This window comes from Paracoccus denitrificans (assembly GCF_900100045.1).
Classification (GTDB): domain Bacteria; phylum Pseudomonadota; class Alphaproteobacteria; order Rhodobacterales; family Rhodobacteraceae; genus Paracoccus; species Paracoccus denitrificans.
The window spans coordinates 70,229-88,892 of the sequence record NZ_FNEA01000007.1 but is presented as its reverse complement, the minus strand read 5'-3'; the positions used below and the strand labels follow the sequence as shown (position 1 = coordinate 88,892).

The following is an 18,664-nucleotide window of genomic DNA, read 5'->3' as shown; positions in this document are numbered from 1 at the left end:
CAAGTCAATTCTGCGAGGATCAAGACATGGACAAGTTCACCACACTGACCGGAATCGCGGCACCCATGCCGCTGGTCAACATCGACACCGACATGATCATCCCGAAACAGTTCCTGAAGACGATCCATCGCTCGGGTCTGGGCAAGAACCTGTTCGACGAGATGCGCTACAATCCCGACGGCTCCGAGATCCCCGATTTCGTGCTGAACCAGCCGGCCTACCGGGAATCGCAGATCATCGTCGCCGGCGACAACTTCGGCTGCGGTTCGTCGCGCGAGCACGCGCCCTGGGCCCTGCTGGATTTCGGCATCCGCTGCGTGATCTCCACCAGCTTCGCCGACATCTTCTACAACAACTGCTTCAAGAACGGCATCCTGCCCATCGTCATGCCGCAAGAGGTCGTGGACGTGCTGATGGAGGACGCGAAGAAGGGCGCCAACGCCCGCATGACCGTCGATCTGGAAAACCTGACCGTGACCACCTCGGACGGGCAGAGCTTCCCCTTCGAGCTGGACCCGTTCCGCCGCCACTGCCTGCTGAACGGTCTGGACGATATCGGCCTGACCATGGAGAAGGCAGGCGCCATCGACACCTATGAGGCGCAGATGGCCCAGAGCCGGCCTTGGGTGTAAGGGCGCTTGCCGGGGCGGCGCTGCTTGCCGCCCTTGGCCTTGCCGCCCATGCCGATCCCCTGCGGATCGCCACCTACAGCCCCGACCTGTCGCGCGACGGGCCGGGGCTTTTGTTGCGCGACCTCGGCCGCAAGGACGCGCAGATCGAGGCGGCGATCCGGGTCGTCGCCGAGACCCGGCCCGACATCCTGCTGCTGACCAAATTCGACTGGGATTACGAGGGTCGCGCGCTGGACGCCTTTGCCGCAAGGCTGGCCGAGGCCGGGCTGGACTATCCGCACCGTTTCGCCGCCCGGCCCAATTCCGGCATGGCGACCGGGCTGGACCTGAACGCCGACGGGCGGCTGGGCACGGCCGACGATGCGCAGGGCTTCGGCACATTCTCGGGCCAGGGCGGCATGGCGATCCTGTCGCGCCACCCCATCGGGCCGGTGACGGATCACACGGATTTCCTGTGGCGCGACCTGCCCGGCCACCTGATGCCGCCACTGCCCGAGGATGTCGTGGCGATCCGCCGCCTGTCCTCGACCGCGCATTGGGACGCGGTGATCACGGTCGCGGATCGGCCGCTGCATCTGCTGGGCATGTCCGCGACGCCGCCGGTCTTCGACGGGCCCGAGGACCTGAACGGCCGGCGCAACCATGACGAACTGGCCTTCTGGCTGCATCACCTGCCCGACGGCCCCTTCGTGCTGGCCGGCAACCTGAACCTCGATCCCATGGACAGCGAGGGCCGGCCCGAGGCACTGGCCCGGATCATGGCGCATGTCACAGACCCCCTGCCCCGCAGCCCCGGCGGCGCGGCGGCAAGGGGCGGCGTCAACGACGGCCACAAGGGCGATCCGGCGCTGGATACCGGCGACTGGCCGGACGACAAGCCGCCGGGCAACCTGCGCGTCGATTACGTCCTGCCGGCCAAGGGGCTGAAGGTGCTGGGCTCGGGCGTGCTCTGGCCGGCCGACGGACCGCTGGCCGAGGCAGCGCTGGCGGCTTCGGCGCATCGGCTGGTCTGGGTCGACCTGGACTGGCCGCCCGCCCCCTAGGTCTCCGCCCCCCGATTCCGCTTGCTGCCCGCACGACATCGCGGGTAACATATGCGTGTATCGGTGCCCCTTTCGGGGCCAAAAGGGAATGCGGTGCCGTCTCCGGCGTCTTGGGGACCAAATCCGCAGCCGCCCCCGCGACTGTAGGCGGAGAGCGGACGCCCATCGTGCCACTGGCCATCCGGCCGGGAAGGCGGGCGTCAGCCGTGACCCGCGAGCCAGGAGACCTGCCGATGCGTGAAACCGCAATGTCGTCGGGTTGGACGACCAAAGGAAAGGGTCGCAGATGACCGCAAAACCCATGACCGCCGCCGGCGCCAGCCGCGCCTCGGTGCTGTTTCCTGCCGTGGCCGCATTCGCCATCGGCTTCGGGCTGATCTTCATGTCCGGGCTGGTGCAGGCCGAGACCCTGCATGACGCCGCCCATGACGTGCGTCACGCGACCGGCTTCCCCTGCCACTGACATGTTCTCGCGCATTCTGACCAGCGGATTGATCGCTGGCGCTGTAACGGGGCTGATTGCCGCCCTGTTGCAGCTTTGGTTCGTGCAGCCCGTGCTGCTGCATGCCGAGCTGTACGAATCCGGCCAACTGGCGCATTTCGGTGCCGAAACCGTCAGCGCGCATCAGGATCCGGGGCCGTTCGAATGGACCCGCAACATGCTTTCGGTCCTGTTCACCATGATGGTCTATGCCGGCTACGGGCTGATGCTGGTGGCGCTGATGGCGGTTTCCGAATCGCAGGGCAATGCGGTCACCGCGCGGCAGGGGTTGCTTTGGGGGCTTGCCGGCTACCTGACCATGCAGCTTGCCCCCGCCTTCGGTCTTGCCCCCGAGGTGCCGGGCGTCGCCGCCGCCGATGTGCAGGTCCGCGCCATCTGGTGGCTGGGCACGGCGCTGGCCACCGGGCTTGCGCTGTGGCTGATCGCCTTTGGCAAGGGCTGGGCGGCCTGGGGCGTGGCGGTCGTGCTGCTCCTGGCGCCGCATGTGATCGGCGCACCACAGCCCGACAGCTATGCCGGCCCGGTCCCGCCCGAGCTTTCGGCCGAGTTCGCCGGCCGCGCGCTGGGTGCCGGCGCCATGGCCTGGGTGCTTCTGGGCCTGCTGGCCGGCTGGTTCTGGCAGCGCGAAAGCCAAAGCGCGCCGGTTCCGCAAGCCGCCTGATCCGGGCCGAAACCCTTACGGCCGGGCGTGCATTCCGCGCCCGGCCTTTCCATGAAACGGGGAAAAGACATGGATCGCTCGATCCCGATGCTGCTGATCGGCCTGATCTTCGGCGGTGGCATGGGCTTTGTCATCGCCGCCGCCAACGGCATCACGCTGGACGGCCACGATCATGGCGCGCATGGCCATGGCGTGCAGGCCGCGGCGCATGACCACGGCCCTCCCATCGACCTGCCCGCCGGCAGCGCCACCGCCTCGGCCCGGCTGGAGCCCGACAGCACCGCAGGCTGGAACCTGTTCGTCGAGGCGCAGGGCTTCTGCTTTGCCCCCGAACATGCCGGGCTGGCCGATCGCAGCGGCGAGGGCCATGCGCATCTCTATCGCAACGGCACAAAGATCGCCCGGCTTTACGGCCCGGCCCATCACCTCGACATGCTCGCGCCCGGCGACCGGCTGCGGGTCGAATTGAACTCGAACGACCACCGCCCGCTAACCGTCGCCGGCCGGCCGCTCGCCGTCGAGCTGACCGTGCCCGACCGCCCCATCGGCATCCGCGCCGGGGCCGAGGGCCTGCCCGACAGCGCCATCTGCGCGGCGCCGTGATGGAGTTCGGTGCTGAGGACCGAGCCGCACTGGAGCGCATCCTGCGATGGCGCCGCGACGTGCGGCATTTCCGCGACGACCCGGTCCCCGAGCCGCTGCTGGACGAATTGCACGCGGCGATGGAACTGTCGCCCTCGGTCGGCAATGCCCGGCCCTGGCAGGTGATCCGGGTCGAAAGTCCGGCCCTGCGGGCCGAGATCCGCGCCGATTTCCTGCGCTGCAATGCCCAGGCCGCAGGCCGCTATCAGGGCCGGCAGCGGCAGGAATACGATGCGCTGAAGCTCGCCGGCCTGGACCATGCACCTGTCTGGCTGGCCGTCTTTACCCGGATCGACCCGTCCGAGGGCCACGGCCTGGGCCGCGCCACCATGCCGCAGACCCTGCGGCAGTCGACGGCCATGGCGATCCATGCGCTGTGGCTGGCGGCGCGGGTGCGCAACCTGGGCCTTGGCATGATCTCGATCCTCGACCCCGCGCGGATCACGGCGCTGCTGCAAGCGCCGCAGGACTGGGAATTCTCGGCACTCATCTGCCTCGGCTGGCCCGAGTTCGCCGACGACACGCCGCTGCTGCACCGCACCGGCTGGCAGGAAAACATCGCGCGGGACTGGCAGCGGCGCTGAGCGCTACATCTTCTCGCCCGGCAGGCGGCTGGCCTGCCTGACCCAGTCGGCGAATTGTTTCTCGTCGAACGGTCCCTCGGGGATATGCAGATAGCGCACATCCGGCTGCTTCGAGGCGACCGGCGGCATCGGTTCAAGCTGCGTGCCGCGAAAGAAGCCGACCTTGATGTATTTCGTCATGCAATGGAAGCTGAGGAACCAGTGCCCCTCCTCGACCCCGTAAAGGGGCGAGTTCCATTTCACCGCCTTCTTCACCCCCGGCACGGCGCGGGTGATGATCTCGTCCAGTTTCCGGCCGATCCCCTGCTTCCAGCCCGGCATGGCGGCGATATAGGCGCGGACCGGCGCCTCGCCATAGCCCTTGGGGATCTGCGGATTGCCGCCCGAAAGCAGCTTCGGCTTGTCCGGCGATTTCTCCATGCTCCTAGAACTCCACGCCCGGCTGGGCCTTGATCCCGTCGCGGAACGGGTGCTTGACCTGCTCCATCTCGGTCACAAGATCGGCCAGCGCGATAAGTTCCGGCTTGGCGTTGCGCCCGGTCAGCACGACATGGGTCATCGGCGGCTTTTCGTCGCGCAGGAAGGCCAGCACCTCGTCTAGGTCCAGGTAGTCATAGCGCAGTGCGATGTTGATCTCGTCCAGCAGCACCATGCGGATCGAGGGATCGCGGATCAACTCCTTGGCCTTTTCCCAGCCGGCGCGGGCGGCGGCGATGTCGCGCTCGCGGTCCTGGGTTTCCCATGTAAAGCCCTCGCCCATGGCATGAAACTGGCACAGCTCGCCGAAATGCGTGGTCAGCAACCGCCGCTCGCCGGTATCCCACGCGCCCTTGATGAACTGGACCACCGCGCAGGGCATGCCATGGGCGATGCAGCGCAGGATCATGCCGAAGCCCGACGAGGACTTGCCCTTGCCCTTGCCGGTATGGACGATGACCAGGCCCTTTTCGCCCTGCTTTTCCTGCATCATCCTGTCGCGGGCGGCCTTGATCCGGGCCATCTTCTCGGCGTGGCGGGTATTGTCGTCGGTCTGCATCGGGCACTCCTTCGCTTGACAAGTCGGGACCGGGCGCGCACAGACATGGGGCGCTGGTTCCTGTCCTATGACAGGCTAAGAGGGAATGCGACAGGCAACCGCCTGAAAGCAGCCGCCCCCGCGACCGTGACCGGAAAGGTCGCCCCTCTGCCACTGGCGAAAGCCGGGAAGGCGGGGCGGCCGTGGGCCCAGGCCCGAATCCGCAAGCCGGGAGACCTGCCGGTGCAGAAGGATTGACCGGCGGACGGGGTGTTCCCGCTGGGGCTTGGGGCATTCGCGCCCCTGCGCCCTGCCGCCATAACGGATGAAGGGCGCATGACAGTCACGCTGCATGTCTGCATCACCTGCCGCGCCGGCCAGCCCGTCCCCGAGGGCGAGCCCGTGCCCGGCGCGCGGCTGCACGACGCACTGACCGCCGAAGGCCCACCCGAGGGCGTGCGCATCGTCCCGGTCGAATGCCTGTCCGCCTGCGCCAACGGCGCCGCCATCGCGCTGTCGGCGCCGGGCCGCTGGACCTATGTCTATGGCCGGATGGAGGCCGGGGACGCCCCCGAGATCCTGGCCGGCGCCGCGGCTTACGCCCAGGCCCCCGACGGCATCGTGCCCTGGCGCGAGCGCGTCACGATTTTCCGCAAGCGCAGCCTCGCGCGCATTCCCCCGATTGGATGAGAGATGAGCGACCTGACCAAGACCCCCGTGACCGTCATCACCGGCTTTCTCGGCGCCGGCAAGACCACGCTGATCCGTCACCTGATGTCGCAGCCGCAGGGCAAGCGGCTGGCGGTGCTGGTCAATGAATTCGGGACCATGGGCGTCGATGGCGAGATCCTGAAGTCCTGCGCCGACGAGAACTGCCCGGCCGAGAACATCATGGAGCTGTCGAACGGCTGCATCTGCTGCACCGTCGCCGACGATTTCATCCCGACGCTGGAGCGGCTGATGGCGATGCCCGTCAAGCCCGATCACATCCTGATCGAGACCTCGGGCCTTGCGCTGCCCAAGCCGCTGCTGAAGGCCTTCGACTGGCCGGCGATCCGCTCGCGCATCACCGTGGACGGGGTGATCGCGCTGGCCGATGCCGAGGCCGTGGCCGCCGGCCGCTTCGCCCCCGACGAGGCCGCCGTCGAGGCGCAGCGCGCAACTGATCCCAGCCTGGACCACGAGACGCCGCTTTCCGAGGTCTTCGAGGACCAGATCGCCTGCGCCGACATCGTGCTGCTGTCCAAGGCCGACCTGGCCGGCGAGAACGGGCTGGCCGCCGCTCGCGCGGTGATCGAGGCCGAGGCCCCGCGCAAGCTGCCGATCCTGCCGCTGACCGATGGGGTGATCGACCCGCGCGTGATCCTGGGCCTGGGTGCGGCGGCCGAGGACGACCTTGCCGCCCGCCCCAGCCATCACGACGGCGCCGACGATCACGAGCATGACGATTTCGACTCGGTGGTGATCGAACTGGCCGAGATCGCCGATCCCAGCGACCTTGCCGCCCGCATCGAGCGGCTGGCGCGCGAGCAGAACATCCTGCGCGTCAAGGGCCATGTCGCCGTCGCCGGCAAGCCCATGCGCCTGTTGGTGCAGGCGGTGGGCGAACGGGTGCGCCATCAATACGACCGGCCCTGGGGCGACGGCCCCCGCGCCTCGCGCCTCGTGGTGATCGCCGAGCATGACGACATCGACGAGGCCGCGATCCGGGCGGTCCTGGCCGCGTAAGCCATGCATGTCGTCTTTCGCGAAAGCCGTGGGCTTGAGGAAACCGAGGTCCCGACCGACCCCGGCCAAAGCCCCGCCGACCTGGTCGTGCTGTCCTATTCGGACAGCGACCTGGGCGCTTTCGCGGCAGGCTGGCACAGGGCTGGCGAGGGCCTGCCCGCGCTGCGGCTGTGCAACCTCTCGGCGCTGCGGCATCCGGTTTCCGTCGATCAATATTGCGAGGCCACGCTTTCCGGCGCCCGCGCCGTGCTGGTCCGGCTGATCGGCGGCGAGCCCTATTGGCCTTACGGCACAGCCAGCCTGCAGGATCTGGCGCGCAGGCGGGGCATCGCACTGGCCTTCCTGCCGGCGGACGGTCGGCCCGATCCGACGCTGGACCGCTTCTCGACCTTGCCGGTGCCGGTGCTGCGCCGGCTGGCGGCGCTTTGCGACGAAGGCGGCGCGGTCGCGGCGCAGATGGCACTGGCGGAACTGGCGCAGGCGGCAGGACTGCCCGCCGCCCCGGTCCATGGCGAGGCCGCGATCCCGCAATGGGGTTTCTACGATCCCGACGCAGGCGTGACCGCAGGCCCCACGCCGGGCGAGGCCCCGGTGCTGGTCAGCTTCTATCGCAGCTACCTGACCGCGGCCGACCTTGCGCCGGTGGATGCGATGATCCGGGCCCTGCGCGGGGCGGGCTTTGCCGCGACCGGGGTGTTCGCGCCCTCGCTCAAGGCACCGGGCTTTGCCGCTTGGCTGGCGCCGCATCTGTCCGGCCTTGCGGCGGTGGTGAACCTGACCGCCTTTTCCGCGCGCGACGATGCGGGCGCCACGCCCTTCGACGGCACGGATTGCCCCGTGTTCCAGGTGGCGCTGTCCACCGCGCCCCGCGCCCTGTGGGCCGCCGAGGACCGGGGGCTTTCCGCCGCCGACCTGGCCATGCATGTCGTGCTGCCCGAGGTCGATGGCCGCATCTTCCTGGGCGCCGTCAGCTTCAAGCAACCACAGGTCCGCGACCCGGCGCTGGAGTTCTCGCGCCTGATCCACGCCCCGGACATGGGCCGCATCAACGCGGCGGTGGCGCGGATCAAGGCATGGCACCGGCTGCGGCAGGCGATGCGACGCGCCGTCGTGCTTTCCACCTATCCCGGCAAGGCGCATCAACTGGCCCATGCGGTGGGGCTGGACGCGTTGGCGTCGACCGGCACAATCCTTGGCATCCCGCATGACGACTTGGGCCGCCGCATGACGACCGAACGCATCCACTGGCCGCTCTCGGACTACCGCAAGGCGCTGGCCACCCTGCCACAACGCCTGCAAGACGACCTGCGCGCGGCATGGGGCGAACCGCCGCCCGACGGCTTCCGCTTCGCCGCCATCCGCCACGGCGCCGACCTGATCGCCCTGCAGCCCGAGCGCGGCGAGGTGAAAACCCGCGCCGACGAGTACCACGACCTGACGCGCACCCCGCGCCATGAATATGTCGCGTTCTACCTCTGGCTGCGGACCCAGGCGGACGCCATGATCCACATGGGCGCGCATGGCACGCTGGAATGGCTGCCGGGGAAATCCGTGGCGCTGTCCGGGGAATGCTGGCCCGAGGCGCTGCTGGACGACCTGCCGGTGATCTATCCCTTCATCGTCAACGATCCCGGCGAGGCCGCGCAGGCCAAGCGCCGGCTTTCGGCCGTGACGCTGGGCCACCTGCCGCCGCCGCTCGTGGACTCGGGCGTCCCCGAAAACCTGACGCATCTGGAACGGCTGCTGGACGAATATTCCACAGCCGACGGGCTGGACCCCCGCCGCCGCGACCGGCTGATCCTCGCCATCCGCGACGAGGCCCGCGCCGCCGGGGTCGAGGCCGATCTTGGCCTGCCCCCCGATGCGGCACCGGCCGAAGCGATCCCGCTGATCGACCGCTTCCTTTGCGATCTCAAGGACAGCCGCTTCGGCGATGGGCTGCACGTCTATGGCACCGGCCCCTGTGGCAAGGCCGAACGCGACGGGCTGGCCGGTGCGCTCGCCGGCAAGCGGGTGGCGCCCGGCCCCTCGGGCTCGCCGGCGCGCGGGCGGCAGGACGTGCTGCCGACCGGGCGCAACCTCTTCGCCGTCGATCCGCGCGCCGTGCCCTCGCGCGCCGCCCACGCGCAAGGGGTGAAGCTGGCCGAGGAACTGTTGCGCCGCCACTTGCAGGACCATGGCGACTGGCCCAAGGGGCTGGTCGTGGACCTGTGGGGCAGCGCCACCATGCGCACGGCAGGCGAGGAATTCGCCATGGCGCTGCATCTGGCCGGTCTCAGCCCGCGCTGGGATGCCGCCTCGGGCCGCGTCGCGGGCATCGAGATCCTGCCTTTGGCCGAACTGGGCCGACCACGGATCGACGTGACGCTGCGGGTCTCGGGGCTCTTTCGCGACATCTTCCCCGGCCTCGCGCAACTCTTCGAAACTGGTGCCGAGGCGCTGGCCACCCGCGACGAGGCGCCCGGGGACAACCCCTATCGCAGCCGCGCCCCTCGCGTCTTCGGCCCCAAGCCCGGTCTCTACGGCCTTGGCATCGCCGAACTGGCCGAGACCTTCACGGATGCGGCGCGGCAGGCGGCGGGCGAGGCATGGCTTGCCGCCTCGTCCCACGCCATCGGCGCCGATGGCCGGATCAGCCATCAGCCGCAGGCGATCCGCGACCGCCTGGCCGGGGCCGATGCCTTCGTCCATGCGCAGGACCTGCCGGAATCAGACCTGCTGCTGGCCGGCGACTATGCCGCGCACGAGGCGGGCTTCGCCGCCGCCATGGCGCGGATCGGCGCAGCCGCACCCGCGCTTTACCACCTGGACGCGACCCGGCCCGACCAGCCCCGCGCCCGCAGCCTGACCGAGGAAATCGCCCGCGTCACCCGCGCCCGCGCCGCCAATCCGGCCTGGGCCGACGGCATGATGCGGCACGGCTTCCGCGGCGCGGCCGAGATCGCGGCTACGCTCGATCACATGGCCGCATTCGCCAATCTGGCGGGCGTGGTGCCCGGTCACCTGTTCGATCTCTATCACGACGCGACGCTGGGCCGGCCCGAGGTCGTGGCCTTCATGGAGCGCGAGAATCCGCAGGCACTCGCCGCCATGCGCGCCATGTTCGCGCAGCTGCTGGAATCGGGCCTCTGGGCCACGCGGCGCAACTCGGTGCTGGCCGAGGCGGCGCCATGAGCTACGAGGTCAAGGGCTGGTGTCCCGGCGCATTGCGACCGATGGCCTCGGGCGACGGGCTGGTCCTGCGCATCCGGGCCCGGAACGGCAGGCTGATGCCCGATCAGGCGCAGGCCATAGCGGACCTCTCCTGGAGCCATGGCAACGGGCTGATGGACCTGACCAGCCGCGCCAACCTGCAGTTGCGCGGACTGACCCCCGCCGGCCATGCGGCAAGCGTTGCGATTCTGGCCAGGCTCGGCCTGATCGACCGCGACGCCGGGGCCGAAGCGCGGCGCAACGTGATCCTGTCGCCCTTTGCCCCCGTGGGCAGCGCGGCCTGGCAACTGGCCGAGGCCATGGCCCGGGCGATGACCGAGCCGGAGGCGCCGCAGGTGCCCGGCAAGTTCGGTTTTGCCGTCGATACCGACCCGCCGGTGCTGGCGCAGACGCCCTCGGACATCAGGCTGCACCCGCAGGGCCCGGGATGGCTGATCGTGCCGGATGGCGGCGACTGGGCGCTGGCGGCCAAGGACACGCACGAGGCCGCAGCCCGCGCCGTCGATCTGGCACGCTGGTTCATGCAGGGCGGCGTGCGGGACGGGCGCGGGCGGATGCGCGACTATCTGCGCCGCGCTCCCGCCCTGCCCCACGGCGCCCTGCCGCTGGCATCCTTTCCGTTTTCCAAATACCCATGCGACGGCGCCACCGAAGCCGCCTGTGCCGATCCGCCCGGACCCGGCCCGGCGCCGAACGGCTGGCTGCTGGGCTTTGCCTTCGGCCAGATCACCGCCGCCCAATTGGCCAGGGCGGCCGCACTTGGCCCGCTACGCCTGACCCCATGGCGCGCGCTGCTGATCGAGGGTGCGGCCCGCCCCCGCATCGACGGCGCCATTCTCAAGCCCGACGACCCGCTCTTGCGCATCCATGCCTGCACCGGCGCCCCCGGCTGCCCGCAGGCGCGGGCCGATGTCCGCGCGCTGGCCCGCAGCCTGGCGCCGCGTCTCGCACCCGGCCAAAGCCTGCATGTCAGCGGCTGCGCCAAGGGCTGCGCATATCGGGGCGCGGCCTCGGCGACGCTGGTCGCCACCACGCCCGGCCGCTTCGACCTGATCCGAAACGGCGGCACGCGCGATCCCGTCACGCTGGCGGGGCTTGCGCCGGACCGCATTCCGCTCTGACCCCGCCCTTGCAAGATAGCCGCAGAAATCCCAGGAAACCCCGATGCTGCACCAATACGAAACCGACGGCGCCCGGATCTATGCGCAGTCCTTCGCCACCATCCGGGCCGAAGCGGACCTCGCCCGGTTCGCCGCCGAGGAAGAGCCGGTCGTCGTGCGCATGATCCATGCCGCCGGGCTGGTGGGGTTGGAGCGCGACGTAGCCTTCTCGGCCGGCATGGCCGTGGCGGCACGCAAGGCGCTCGAGGACGGCGCGCCGATCCTTTGCGACGCCCGCATGGTCAGCGAGGGCGTCACCCGCGCCCGCCTGCCCGCCGCGAACCGCGTCATCTGTACGCTGAACGACCCGCGCGTGCCCGACCTCGCCGCACAGATGGGCAACACGCGCAGCGCCGCAGCGCTGGAGCTGTGGCGCGACGATCTGAAGGGCGCCGTGGTCGCCATCGGCAATGCGCCCACCGCGCTCTTTCACCTGCTGAACATGCTCAGGGACCCGGCCTGCCCGCGCCCGGCCGCGATCATCGGCTGCCCGGTGGGCTTCGTCGGCGCGGCGGAATCCAAGGCGGCGCTGATGGACGACCTGCCCGCGCCGGCGCTGATCGTGCGCGGGCGGCTGGGCGGCTCGGCCATCACCGTGGCTGCCGTCAACGCGCTCGCCAGCCGAAAGGAATAGCCATGGCCCCCCAAACCGGAAAGATCATCTGCGCGGGCCTCGGCCCCGGCGATCCCGACCTGATTTCGGTCCGCGCCGACCGCGCCATCCGCGGCGCACGGCAGATCGCCTATTTCCGCAAGAAGAGCCGGGCCGGGCAGGCCCGCCGCATCGTGGCCGAGATGCTGGCGCCGGACGTGATCGAACACGCGATGGAATATCCGGTCACCACCGAGATCCCCTTCGACAGCCCGGAATACAACCGGCTGCTTGCGGCCTTCTACGACGACTGGACGGCGCGGCTGGCGCGGCTGGCCGTCGACAGCGACGTTGTGGTGCTGTGCGAAGGCGACCCGCTGTTCTACGGCTCGTTCATGCATCTGCATGCCCGGCTGCAAGGGATCGTCCCGGTCGAGATCATCCCCGGCATCCCCGGCATGACCGGCTGCTGGAACGCCATCGGCCAGCCGATGACCTGGGGCGACGACGCCATGACGGTGCTGATGGGCACCCTGCCCGAGGCCGAGCTTGCCCGTCACATCCGCGCCGCCGACGCGGTGGTGGTGATGAAGACCGGCCGCAACCTGCCCAAGATCGCCCGTGCGCTGGCGACCGCCGGGCGCATGTCCGACGCCTGGCTGGTCGAGCGCGGCACCATGCCGAACCAGCGCGTGACGCCGCTCGCGCAGGCCGATCTGCAGGCCTGCCCGTATTTCGCCACCGTGCTGGTGCATGGCAACGGCCGCCGCCCGCTGTCCGATTCCGCCGCGGATGCCGCAGAATGAGCGGCTGGGTCGCGGTGGCCGGCCTGGGGCCGGGCGCGGAGGATCTGGTCACGCCCGAGGTCAGGGCGGCGCTGGCCGAGGCCACCGATGTCGTCGGCTACATCCCCTATGTCGCCCGCGTCGCACCGCGTCCGGGGCTGGCGCTGCACCCCTCGGACAACCGCGTCGAGCTGGAGCGCGCGCGCCTTGCGCTGGACCTGGCGGCGCGGGGGCGGCGGGTCGTGGTGGTCTCTTCGGGCGATCCGGGGGTCTTTGCCATGGCCTCGGCGCTCTTCGAGGCGCTGGAGGGATGCGAGAATACCCCCGACATCCGCATCCTGCCCGGCATCACCGCCATGCTGGCCGCAAGCGCCCGGCTGGGCGCGCCCCTGGGCCATGATTTCTGCGCCATCAACCTTTCGGACAACCTCAAGCCCTGGGCGCTGATCGAAAAGCGCCTGCGGCTGGCGGCCGAGGCCGATTTCGCCATGGCCTTCTACAATCCACGCTCCAAGGCCCGGCCCGAGGGCTTTGCCCGCGTGCTCGAGATCCTGCGCGAGGCTTGCGGTCCCGACCGGCTGATCTCGTTCGCGCGCGCCGTCTCGACCCCGGACGAGGCGCTGAACACCGTCACCCTGGCCGAGGCCCGCCCCGAGATGGCCGACATGCGCACCGTGGTCATCCTGGGCAACAGCGCCACCCGCCGGGCCGGCGCCTGGGTCTATACGCCGCGATCCGTGCCATGAAGCCAGGCCATCACCTCGGCCGGCGCAGCGACGACGCGGCGCAGCGGCAGCACGGGACGGTCGATCATCACGACCGGCAGGCCCAGTTCGCGCGCGGCGACGATCTTCGCCTGGGCGGCATGGCCCCCGGCATTCTTGGCGACGACGTGGGCGATGTCGTGGCGCCGCATCAGCGCGATGTCGCCCGTGACGGTGAACGGCCCGCGCGAGACGATCAGCGTGGCGTCGCGCAGGGGATGCGCCGCCACCTCGGCGAAACGCAGCATCCAGATGTGGTTCAGCCCCACGAAGGGTTGCAGGTTCTGCCGCCCGATGGCCAGGAACACCGCCGAACCGTCGCCGGGCAGCGCGCGGGCGGCGGGCTCGTAATCGGCGACGTGGATCCAGCGGTCGCCCGGCGCGGCAACCCAGGGCGGGCGCTCCAGCGCGATCAGCGCCGTGCCGGTCGCACAGCAGGCGGCGACGGCATTGCGGCTCATGCCCTCGGCAAAGGGGTGGGTGGCGTCGACGACATGGCTGATGCGCTCGGCCCGCAGGTAATCCGCCAGCCCCTCGGAGCCGCCGAAGCCGCCGATGCGCATCGGCAGCGGCTGCGCCACCGGGTTGGCGGTGCGGCCGGCATAGGAATAGACTGCGTCCAGCCCGGCCTCGGCCAGCGCGCGGGCCATGGCCCCCGCCTCGGTGGTGCCGCCCAGCAGAAGGATGCGCGTCATGGCTGATCCCTGGCTTTCCATCATCGGTATTCAGGAGGATGGCCTTGCCGGCCTGCCGCCTGCAAGCCGCGATGCGCTGGATCGGGCGGAAATCGTCTTCGGCGCCCCCCGGCATCTGGAACTGGCGGGGATCGGCGGGCAGCGGGGCCGGGCATGGCCGGTGCCTTTCGGTCTTGATCCGCTGCTGGCCTTGCGCGGGGAAAGCGTGGCGGCGCTGGTTTCGGGCGATCCGTTCTGGCATGGCGCCGGCGGCAGCATCGCCGCCGTGCTGCAAACGGGCGAATGGCGGGCCTTTCCCGCGCCCGGCACCTTTTCGCTGGCCGCCGCAAGGCTGGGCTGGCGGCTGGAGGAGACCGCCTGCCTCGGCCTGCATGCCGCGCCCTTTGCCCGGCTGCGCCCGGTGATGGCGCGGGGGGCGCGGGCGATCTGCCTGCTGCGCGACGGCACCGCCCCCGCCCAGCTTGCCGAATGGCTGGTGGCGCAGGGGCTGGGCCCGACGCGCATGGTGGTGATGGAGGCGCTTGGCGGCCCGCGCGAACGCATCCGCGAGGCACGGGCGCAGGGTTTCGCGCTGGACTGCATCGCGCCGGTCGCGGTGGCGCTGGACGGGGCGGATCTGCCATCGGGCGCCGGCCTGCCGCGCGGCTTCGGCCTGCCCGACGACAGCTTCGCCCATGACGGCCAGATCACCCGTCGCGCCATCCGGGCGGTGACGCTGGCGGCACTTGGCCCGCGGACGGGAGAGATGCTGTGGGACATCGGCGGCGGCTCGGGCTCGGTCAGCGTCGAATGGTGCCTGAACGGCGGCCGGGCGGTGACGCTGGAGCCCCGCACCGACCGCATCGCCAATATCGCCGCGAATATCAAGGCGTTCGGGCTGGCGGATCGGATGCGCGCCGTCCAAGGCGCGGCACCCGATTTCCTCCACGATCTTCCGGCACCCGATGCGATCTTTATCGGCGGCGGCGCTTCGGCCACGCTGATCGACGCCCTGCCCCCCGCCCGTCTGGTCGCGAACGCGGTGACGCTGGAGACCGAGGCGCTGCTGATCGGCCTGCACGCGCAACGCGGCGGCAGCCTGACCCGCATCGCGCTGGAGGAAGCCGTCCCGCTGGGCCGGATGCGCGGCTGGACCCCGGCGCGCAGCGTGACGCAATGGAGCTGGCCATGAGGGTCGCGGGCATCGGCTTTCGTCAGGCGGCAAGCCTTGCCTCGCTGGCCGACGCGCTGGCCCGCGCCGGAGCGGCCGAGGCACTGGCGACCAGTCCGGCCAAGGTGGCGGCGCCGGCGATCCGGGCTTTGGCCGCGCAGACCGGCCTGCCGCTGCTGGCCGTCGAGGTCGCCGGCATCGCAACCCCCACGCAATCGCCGCGTATCCTCGCGCGGCACGGCACCGGCTCGCTGGCCGAAGCCGCCGCCCTGGCAGCACTCGGCCCCGGCGCGCGCATCGTCGCGTCGCGCGTAACCTCGCAAGACGGGATGGCCACCGCCGCCATCGCAGAAGGAGACCCCGCATGACCGTCCATTTCATCGGCGCCGGCCCGGGCGCGGCCGACCTGATCACCCTGCGCGGCCGCGACCTGATCGCGTCCTGCCCGGTCTGCCTTTATGCCGGCTCGCTGGTGCCGCAGGCGCTGCTGGGCCATTGCCCACCCGGCGCGCGGATCGTGAACACCGCGCCCATGGACCTCGACCAGATCGTCGCCGAGATCGCCGCCGCGCATCAGGCGGGCCATGACGTGGCGCGGCTGCATTCGGGCGACCTGTCGGTCTGGTCGGCCATGGGCGAGCAACTCCGCCGGCTGCGCGAGCTGGGCATCCCCTATGACGTGACGCCCGGCGTGCCGTCATTCGCCGCCGCCGCCGCCGCGCTGGGGGCCGAACTGACCCTGCCGGGTGTGGCGCAATCGGTGGTGCTGACCCGCACCTCGGGCCGCGCATCGGCCATGCCCGAGGGCGAGACGCTTGCCAATTTCGCCGCCACCGGCGCCACGCTGGCGATCCACCTGTCGGTGCATGTGCTGGACCGCGTGCAAGCGGAACTGGTCCCGCATTACGGCGCCGATTGCCCGGTCGCCGTGGTGTTCCGCGCCAGCTGGCCCGACCAGCGCATCCACCGCGCCACGCTGGGCACGCTGGACCCCGCCATCGGCGAGGGCGAGCGCACGGCGCTGATTCTGGTCGGCCGGGCGCTGGCGGCGGAGGGTTTCGACGAAAGCCGCCTCTATGCCGGCGACTACGACCGCCGCTTTCGCCCCGTCGGCACCGCACCGAGGTTCCCGGAATGAAAGGGCTAGTCGTCAGTGCCCCCGCCTCGGGCAGCGGCAAGACCACGGTCACGCTGGGACTGATCGCGGCCTTGCGCGCACGCGGGCTGGTGGTGCAGCCGTTCAAAAGCGGGCCGGACTATATCGACCCCGCCTTTCACCGCGCGGCGGCGGGACGCGAGTCCTTCAACCTCGACAGCTGGGCCATGGACCGGGCGCAGATCGCGCATCTGATCGGTGCGGCCGGGGGTGCGGACATTGCGCTGGCCGAGGGCTCGATGGGGCTTTTCGACGGCGTGGCGCGTGCGGGCGGTTGCGGCAACGGCGCCAGCGCCGACATCGCCGCGCTGACCGGCTGGCCGGTGGTGCTGGTCATGGATTGCAAGGGGCAGGCGCAATCCGCCGGTGCCGTGGCACTGGGGTTCCGCGAGATGCGCCGCGACGTGCATCTGGCGGGGGTGGTGCTGAACCGCGTCGCCTCGCCCCGGCACGAAACCCTGATGCGGCACGCGCTGGACCAGCTTTCGATCCCGGTGCTGGGCGTGCTGCCGCGCGAAGCCGGGATCGAGCTGCCCGAGCGGCATCTGGGACTGGTGCAGGCACAGGAACACGCCGCGCTGGAGGCGCTGCTCGCGGCTGCGGGCGAGGCAGCGGCGCGGCACCTGGATCTGGATGCCATCATCGCGGCGGCCGCGGGCGGGATCGCGGCCCAGCCCTTTCGCCCGCTGCCGCCGCCGGCCGAACGCATCGCGCTGGCGCAGGACGACGCGTTTTCCTTTGTCTATCCGCATCTGGTCGCCGGATGGCAGGCGGCAGGGGCGACGATCCTGCCGTTCTCGCCCCTGGCCGATCAGGCGCCGGACGACAGCGCCGGGGCCTGCTGGCTGCCGGGCGGCTATCCCGAACTGCATGCGGGCCGGTTGGCTTCGGCCGGCCGCTTCCGCGCCGGGCTGCGGCGTTTTGCCGAGACCCGCCCGGTGCATGGCGAATGCGGCGGCTACATGGCGATGGGCGCCGGGCTGGTCGATGCTGAAGGCACGCGCCACGAAATGGCCGGGCTGCTGGGGCTGGAGACCAGCTATGAAAAGCGCCGGATACATCTGGGCTATCGCCGCGCCGAACCGCTCGCCGGGCTTTATGCCCCTGCGCTGGCCGGGCACGAGTTCCATTACGCCACCATCCTGGCCCAGCCCGACGAGCCGCTGGCCCGCGTCACCGATGCCAATGGCGATGCGGTGCCCGAGACCGGCTCGCGCCGCGGCCACGCCACCGGCACCTTCTTCCACCTGATCGGAGAGGCGCCATGATCGAGCTTGCGCTGATCGGCATCGGCACCGGCAGCCCCGGCCACCTTACGCGCGAGGGCATCGCCGCGATGGCGGATGCCGACCTGATCCTGATCCCTGCCAAGGGCGATGACAAGGCCGACCTGGCCGATCTGCGCCGGGCGCTTTGCCAGCAGGTGCTGGCCAGCCCACCGCCGCTGGCCGTCTTCGACATGCCCGCGCGCGATGCGGCGGACGGCTATCGGCAGGGCGTCGAGGCATGGCACGACGCCATCGCCGAACGCTGGGAACAGGTGATCCGCGCCCATGGCGCCATCCGCCCGGCACTGCTGGTCTGGGGCGACCCGTCGCTTTACGACAGCACGCTGCGCATCGCGGAACGGGTGGCGCGCCGCCTGCCGCTGAACCTGCGCGTGATCCCCGGCATCACCGCGATCCAGGCACTTTGCGCCGCCCATGCCATCCCGCTGAATGCGGTTGCCGCGCCGGTGCTGATCACCACCGGCCGCCGGATCCGCGACCACGGCTGGCCCGGAACGGTGGACCGGCTGGTCGTGATGCTGGACGGCGAATGCTCGTTCCAAAGCCTGGATTCCGAGGGGCTGCATATCTGGTGGGGGGCCTTTCTGGGCATGCCGAACCAGATCCTGATCCGGGGGCCGCTGCCCGAGGTCGCAGGGCATATCCTGGAGACCCGCGCCCGGGCGCGGGCCCAGCACGGCTGGATCATGGACATCTACCTGCTCGAGCGATGCCGGTCACGCTGACCCTGCCGCCGGGCCCCGATGCCGACGCGCTGGCCGGGGTGCTGCGCAGGCTTGGCCCCGACATCGCCCTGCGCCGTGCCGCGCTGCGGGCGCGCGATGCCCGGCCGGTATTGATGGCGCTGCAGGCGCCGGGGCGCGGCGCCTATCTGTTCCACGACCTGCACCCCGGGGATGCTGCCGATATCGCGGCGACGATCCGTGCCTATCTGGCGGCGCCGGACGGCTGGATCATGGACGCCCGGCCCTGCGGCCGACTGCGCTTTTGCCTGAAACTGCGCATCCCGGCGGCCTGAAAAATCCGCCGTCCACGCCGCGCGGAGGGAGGAGA

At 70.7% G+C, this 18,664-nt stretch carries 22 protein-coding genes and 2 riboswitches; of the genes, 19 read left to right on the top strand and 3 right to left on the bottom strand.

Translation table 11 applies throughout. From position 1 onward, the window contains the following. Positions 1-26: 26 nt before the first annotated feature. The 6 genes from leuD to bluB all read left to right on the top strand — a co-directional run bounded on the left by leuD (position 27) and on the right by bluB (position 4,064). Positions 27-632: a 3-isopropylmalate dehydratase small subunit gene (gene leuD / locus BLT64_RS07685; RefSeq protein ID WP_011748802.1), complete on the top strand. Its 606-nt coding sequence runs from the start codon at positions 27-29 to the stop codon at positions 630-632. Next, on the top strand, positions 623-1,675 hold the full coding sequence (locus BLT64_RS07680) for an endonuclease/exonuclease/phosphatase family protein (protein WP_011748803.1): 1,053 nt from the start codon (positions 623-625) through the stop codon (positions 1,673-1,675). Before leuD ends, BLT64_RS07680 begins: the two co-directional genes overlap by 10 nt. 44 nt (positions 1,676-1,719) lie before the next feature. Beyond that, positions 1,720-1,924, top strand: a riboswitch (cobalamin riboswitch). A gap of 37 nt (positions 1,925-1,961) precedes the next feature. Further along, entirely contained in the window at positions 1,962-2,138 is a 177-nt protein-coding gene (locus BLT64_RS07675; protein WP_011748804.1) for a CbtB domain-containing protein, read from the top strand. A gap of 1 nt (position 2,139) precedes the next feature. Further along, positions 2,140-2,838 carry a CbtA family protein gene (locus BLT64_RS07670; RefSeq protein ID WP_011748805.1) on the top strand — a complete coding sequence of 233 codons (699 nt, stop codon included), beginning with the start codon at positions 2,140-2,142 and terminating at the stop codon, positions 2,836-2,838. A gap of 69 nt (positions 2,839-2,907) precedes the next feature. Next, positions 2,908-3,441 (top strand): hypothetical protein, encoded by a 534-nt coding sequence (locus BLT64_RS07665; RefSeq protein WP_011748806.1) that lies wholly within the window; start codon positions 2,908-2,910, stop codon positions 3,439-3,441. Then, positions 3,441-4,064, top strand: coding sequence for a 5,6-dimethylbenzimidazole synthase (bluB, locus tag BLT64_RS07660; protein WP_011748807.1), 624 nt, complete (start codon positions 3,441-3,443; stop codon positions 4,062-4,064). Before BLT64_RS07665 ends, bluB begins: the two co-directional genes overlap by 1 nt. Positions 4,065-4,067: 3 nt before the next feature. On the opposite strand, the gene BLT64_RS07655 is transcribed toward bluB, so the two are convergent. Together BLT64_RS07655 and cobO are read right to left on the bottom strand one after the other, a co-directional pair. After that, entirely contained in the window at positions 4,068-4,484 is a 417-nt protein-coding gene (locus BLT64_RS07655) for a DUF1801 domain-containing protein (protein ID WP_011748808.1), read from the bottom strand. Positions 4,485-4,488: 4 nt separating this feature from the next. Further along, positions 4,489-5,100, bottom strand: a complete 612-nt coding sequence (cobO, locus tag BLT64_RS07650) for a cob(I)yrinic acid a,c-diamide adenosyltransferase (RefSeq protein ID WP_011748809.1) — start codon at positions 5,098-5,100, stop codon at positions 4,489-4,491. Between the two features lie 37 nt (positions 5,101-5,137). Continuing rightward, positions 5,138-5,338, top strand: a riboswitch (cobalamin riboswitch). Positions 5,339-5,415: 77 nt separating this feature from the next. Between cobO and BLT64_RS07645 the strand changes: the two genes are divergently transcribed. The 7 genes from BLT64_RS07645 to cobJ are packed head-to-tail and all read left to right on the top strand — an operon-like array spanning position 5,416 to position 13,303. Continuing rightward, positions 5,416-5,769: a DUF1636 family protein gene (locus BLT64_RS07645; RefSeq protein WP_011748810.1), complete on the top strand. Its 354-nt coding sequence runs from the start codon at positions 5,416-5,418 to the stop codon at positions 5,767-5,769. Positions 5,770-5,772: 3 nt separating this feature from the next. Then, positions 5,773-6,807: a cobalamin biosynthesis protein CobW gene (gene cobW / locus BLT64_RS07640; protein ID WP_011748811.1), complete on the top strand. Its 1,035-nt coding sequence runs from the start codon at positions 5,773-5,775 to the stop codon at positions 6,805-6,807. A 3-nt stretch (positions 6,808-6,810) separates the two neighbouring features. Further along, positions 6,811-9,981 carry a cobaltochelatase subunit CobN gene (cobN, locus tag BLT64_RS07635; protein WP_011748812.1) on the top strand — a complete coding sequence of 1,057 codons (3,171 nt, stop codon included), beginning with the start codon at positions 6,811-6,813 and terminating at the stop codon, positions 9,979-9,981. Beyond that, on the top strand, positions 9,978-11,141 hold the full coding sequence (locus BLT64_RS07630) for a ferredoxin-like domain-containing protein (protein ID WP_011748813.1): 1,164 nt from the start codon (positions 9,978-9,980) through the stop codon (positions 11,139-11,141). The genes cobN and BLT64_RS07630 overlap by 4 nt, the downstream gene beginning before the upstream one ends. A 43-nt stretch (positions 11,142-11,184) precedes the next feature. Further along, positions 11,185-11,814 carry a precorrin-8X methylmutase gene (locus BLT64_RS07625; protein ID WP_011748814.1) on the top strand — a complete coding sequence of 210 codons (630 nt, stop codon included), beginning with the start codon at positions 11,185-11,187 and terminating at the stop codon, positions 11,812-11,814. 2 nt (positions 11,815-11,816) lie between these two features. Then, a complete protein-coding gene (gene cobI, locus BLT64_RS07620) occupies positions 11,817-12,578 on the top strand; it encodes a precorrin-2 C(20)-methyltransferase (RefSeq protein ID WP_011748815.1) in 762 nt (253 codons plus the stop codon). Then, positions 12,575-13,303, top strand: a complete 729-nt coding sequence (cobJ, locus tag BLT64_RS07615) for a precorrin-3B C(17)-methyltransferase (RefSeq protein WP_011748816.1) — start codon at positions 12,575-12,577, stop codon at positions 13,301-13,303. Before cobI ends, cobJ begins: the two co-directional genes overlap by 4 nt. On the opposite strand, the gene BLT64_RS07610 is transcribed toward cobJ, so the two are convergent. Next, positions 13,279-14,016 (bottom strand): cobalt-precorrin-6A reductase, encoded by a 738-nt coding sequence (locus BLT64_RS07610; RefSeq protein ID WP_041529974.1) that lies wholly within the window; start codon positions 14,014-14,016, stop codon positions 13,279-13,281. The genes cobJ and BLT64_RS07610 overlap by 25 nt on opposite strands. On the opposite strand from BLT64_RS07610, the gene cbiE reads away from it, so the two are divergent. From cbiE to BLT64_RS07580, 6 genes are read left to right on the top strand one after another with little or no spacing between them, the layout of a single operon-like run. After that, complete coding sequence (gene cbiE / locus BLT64_RS07605; protein ID WP_011748818.1) at positions 14,015-15,187, top strand: precorrin-6y C5,15-methyltransferase (decarboxylating) subunit CbiE; 1,173 nt, start codon at positions 14,015-14,017, stop codon at positions 15,185-15,187. The two genes, BLT64_RS07610 and cbiE, sit on opposite strands and share 2 nt — an antisense overlap. Next, complete coding sequence (locus tag BLT64_RS07600) at positions 15,184-15,534, top strand: cobalamin biosynthesis protein (protein ID WP_011748819.1); 351 nt, start codon at positions 15,184-15,186, stop codon at positions 15,532-15,534. The genes cbiE and BLT64_RS07600 overlap by 4 nt, the downstream gene beginning before the upstream one ends. Further along, positions 15,531-16,304: a precorrin-4 C(11)-methyltransferase gene (gene cobM, locus BLT64_RS07595; protein ID WP_011748820.1), complete on the top strand. Its 774-nt coding sequence runs from the start codon at positions 15,531-15,533 to the stop codon at positions 16,302-16,304. The genes BLT64_RS07600 and cobM overlap by 4 nt, the downstream gene beginning before the upstream one ends. After that, positions 16,301-17,590, top strand: a complete 1,290-nt coding sequence (locus tag BLT64_RS07590) for a cobyrinic acid a,c-diamide synthase CobB (protein WP_011748821.1) — start codon at positions 16,301-16,303, stop codon at positions 17,588-17,590. The genes cobM and BLT64_RS07590 overlap by 4 nt, the downstream gene beginning before the upstream one ends. After that, entirely contained in the window at positions 17,587-18,336 is a 750-nt protein-coding gene (gene cobF / locus BLT64_RS07585) for a precorrin-6A synthase (deacetylating) (protein ID WP_011748822.1), read from the top strand. The genes BLT64_RS07590 and cobF overlap by 4 nt, the downstream gene beginning before the upstream one ends. Beyond that, complete coding sequence (locus BLT64_RS07580; RefSeq protein ID WP_011748823.1) at positions 18,321-18,629, top strand: DUF1636 family protein; 309 nt, start codon at positions 18,321-18,323, stop codon at positions 18,627-18,629. The genes cobF and BLT64_RS07580 overlap by 16 nt, the downstream gene beginning before the upstream one ends. Positions 18,630-18,664 lie beyond the last annotated feature (35 nt).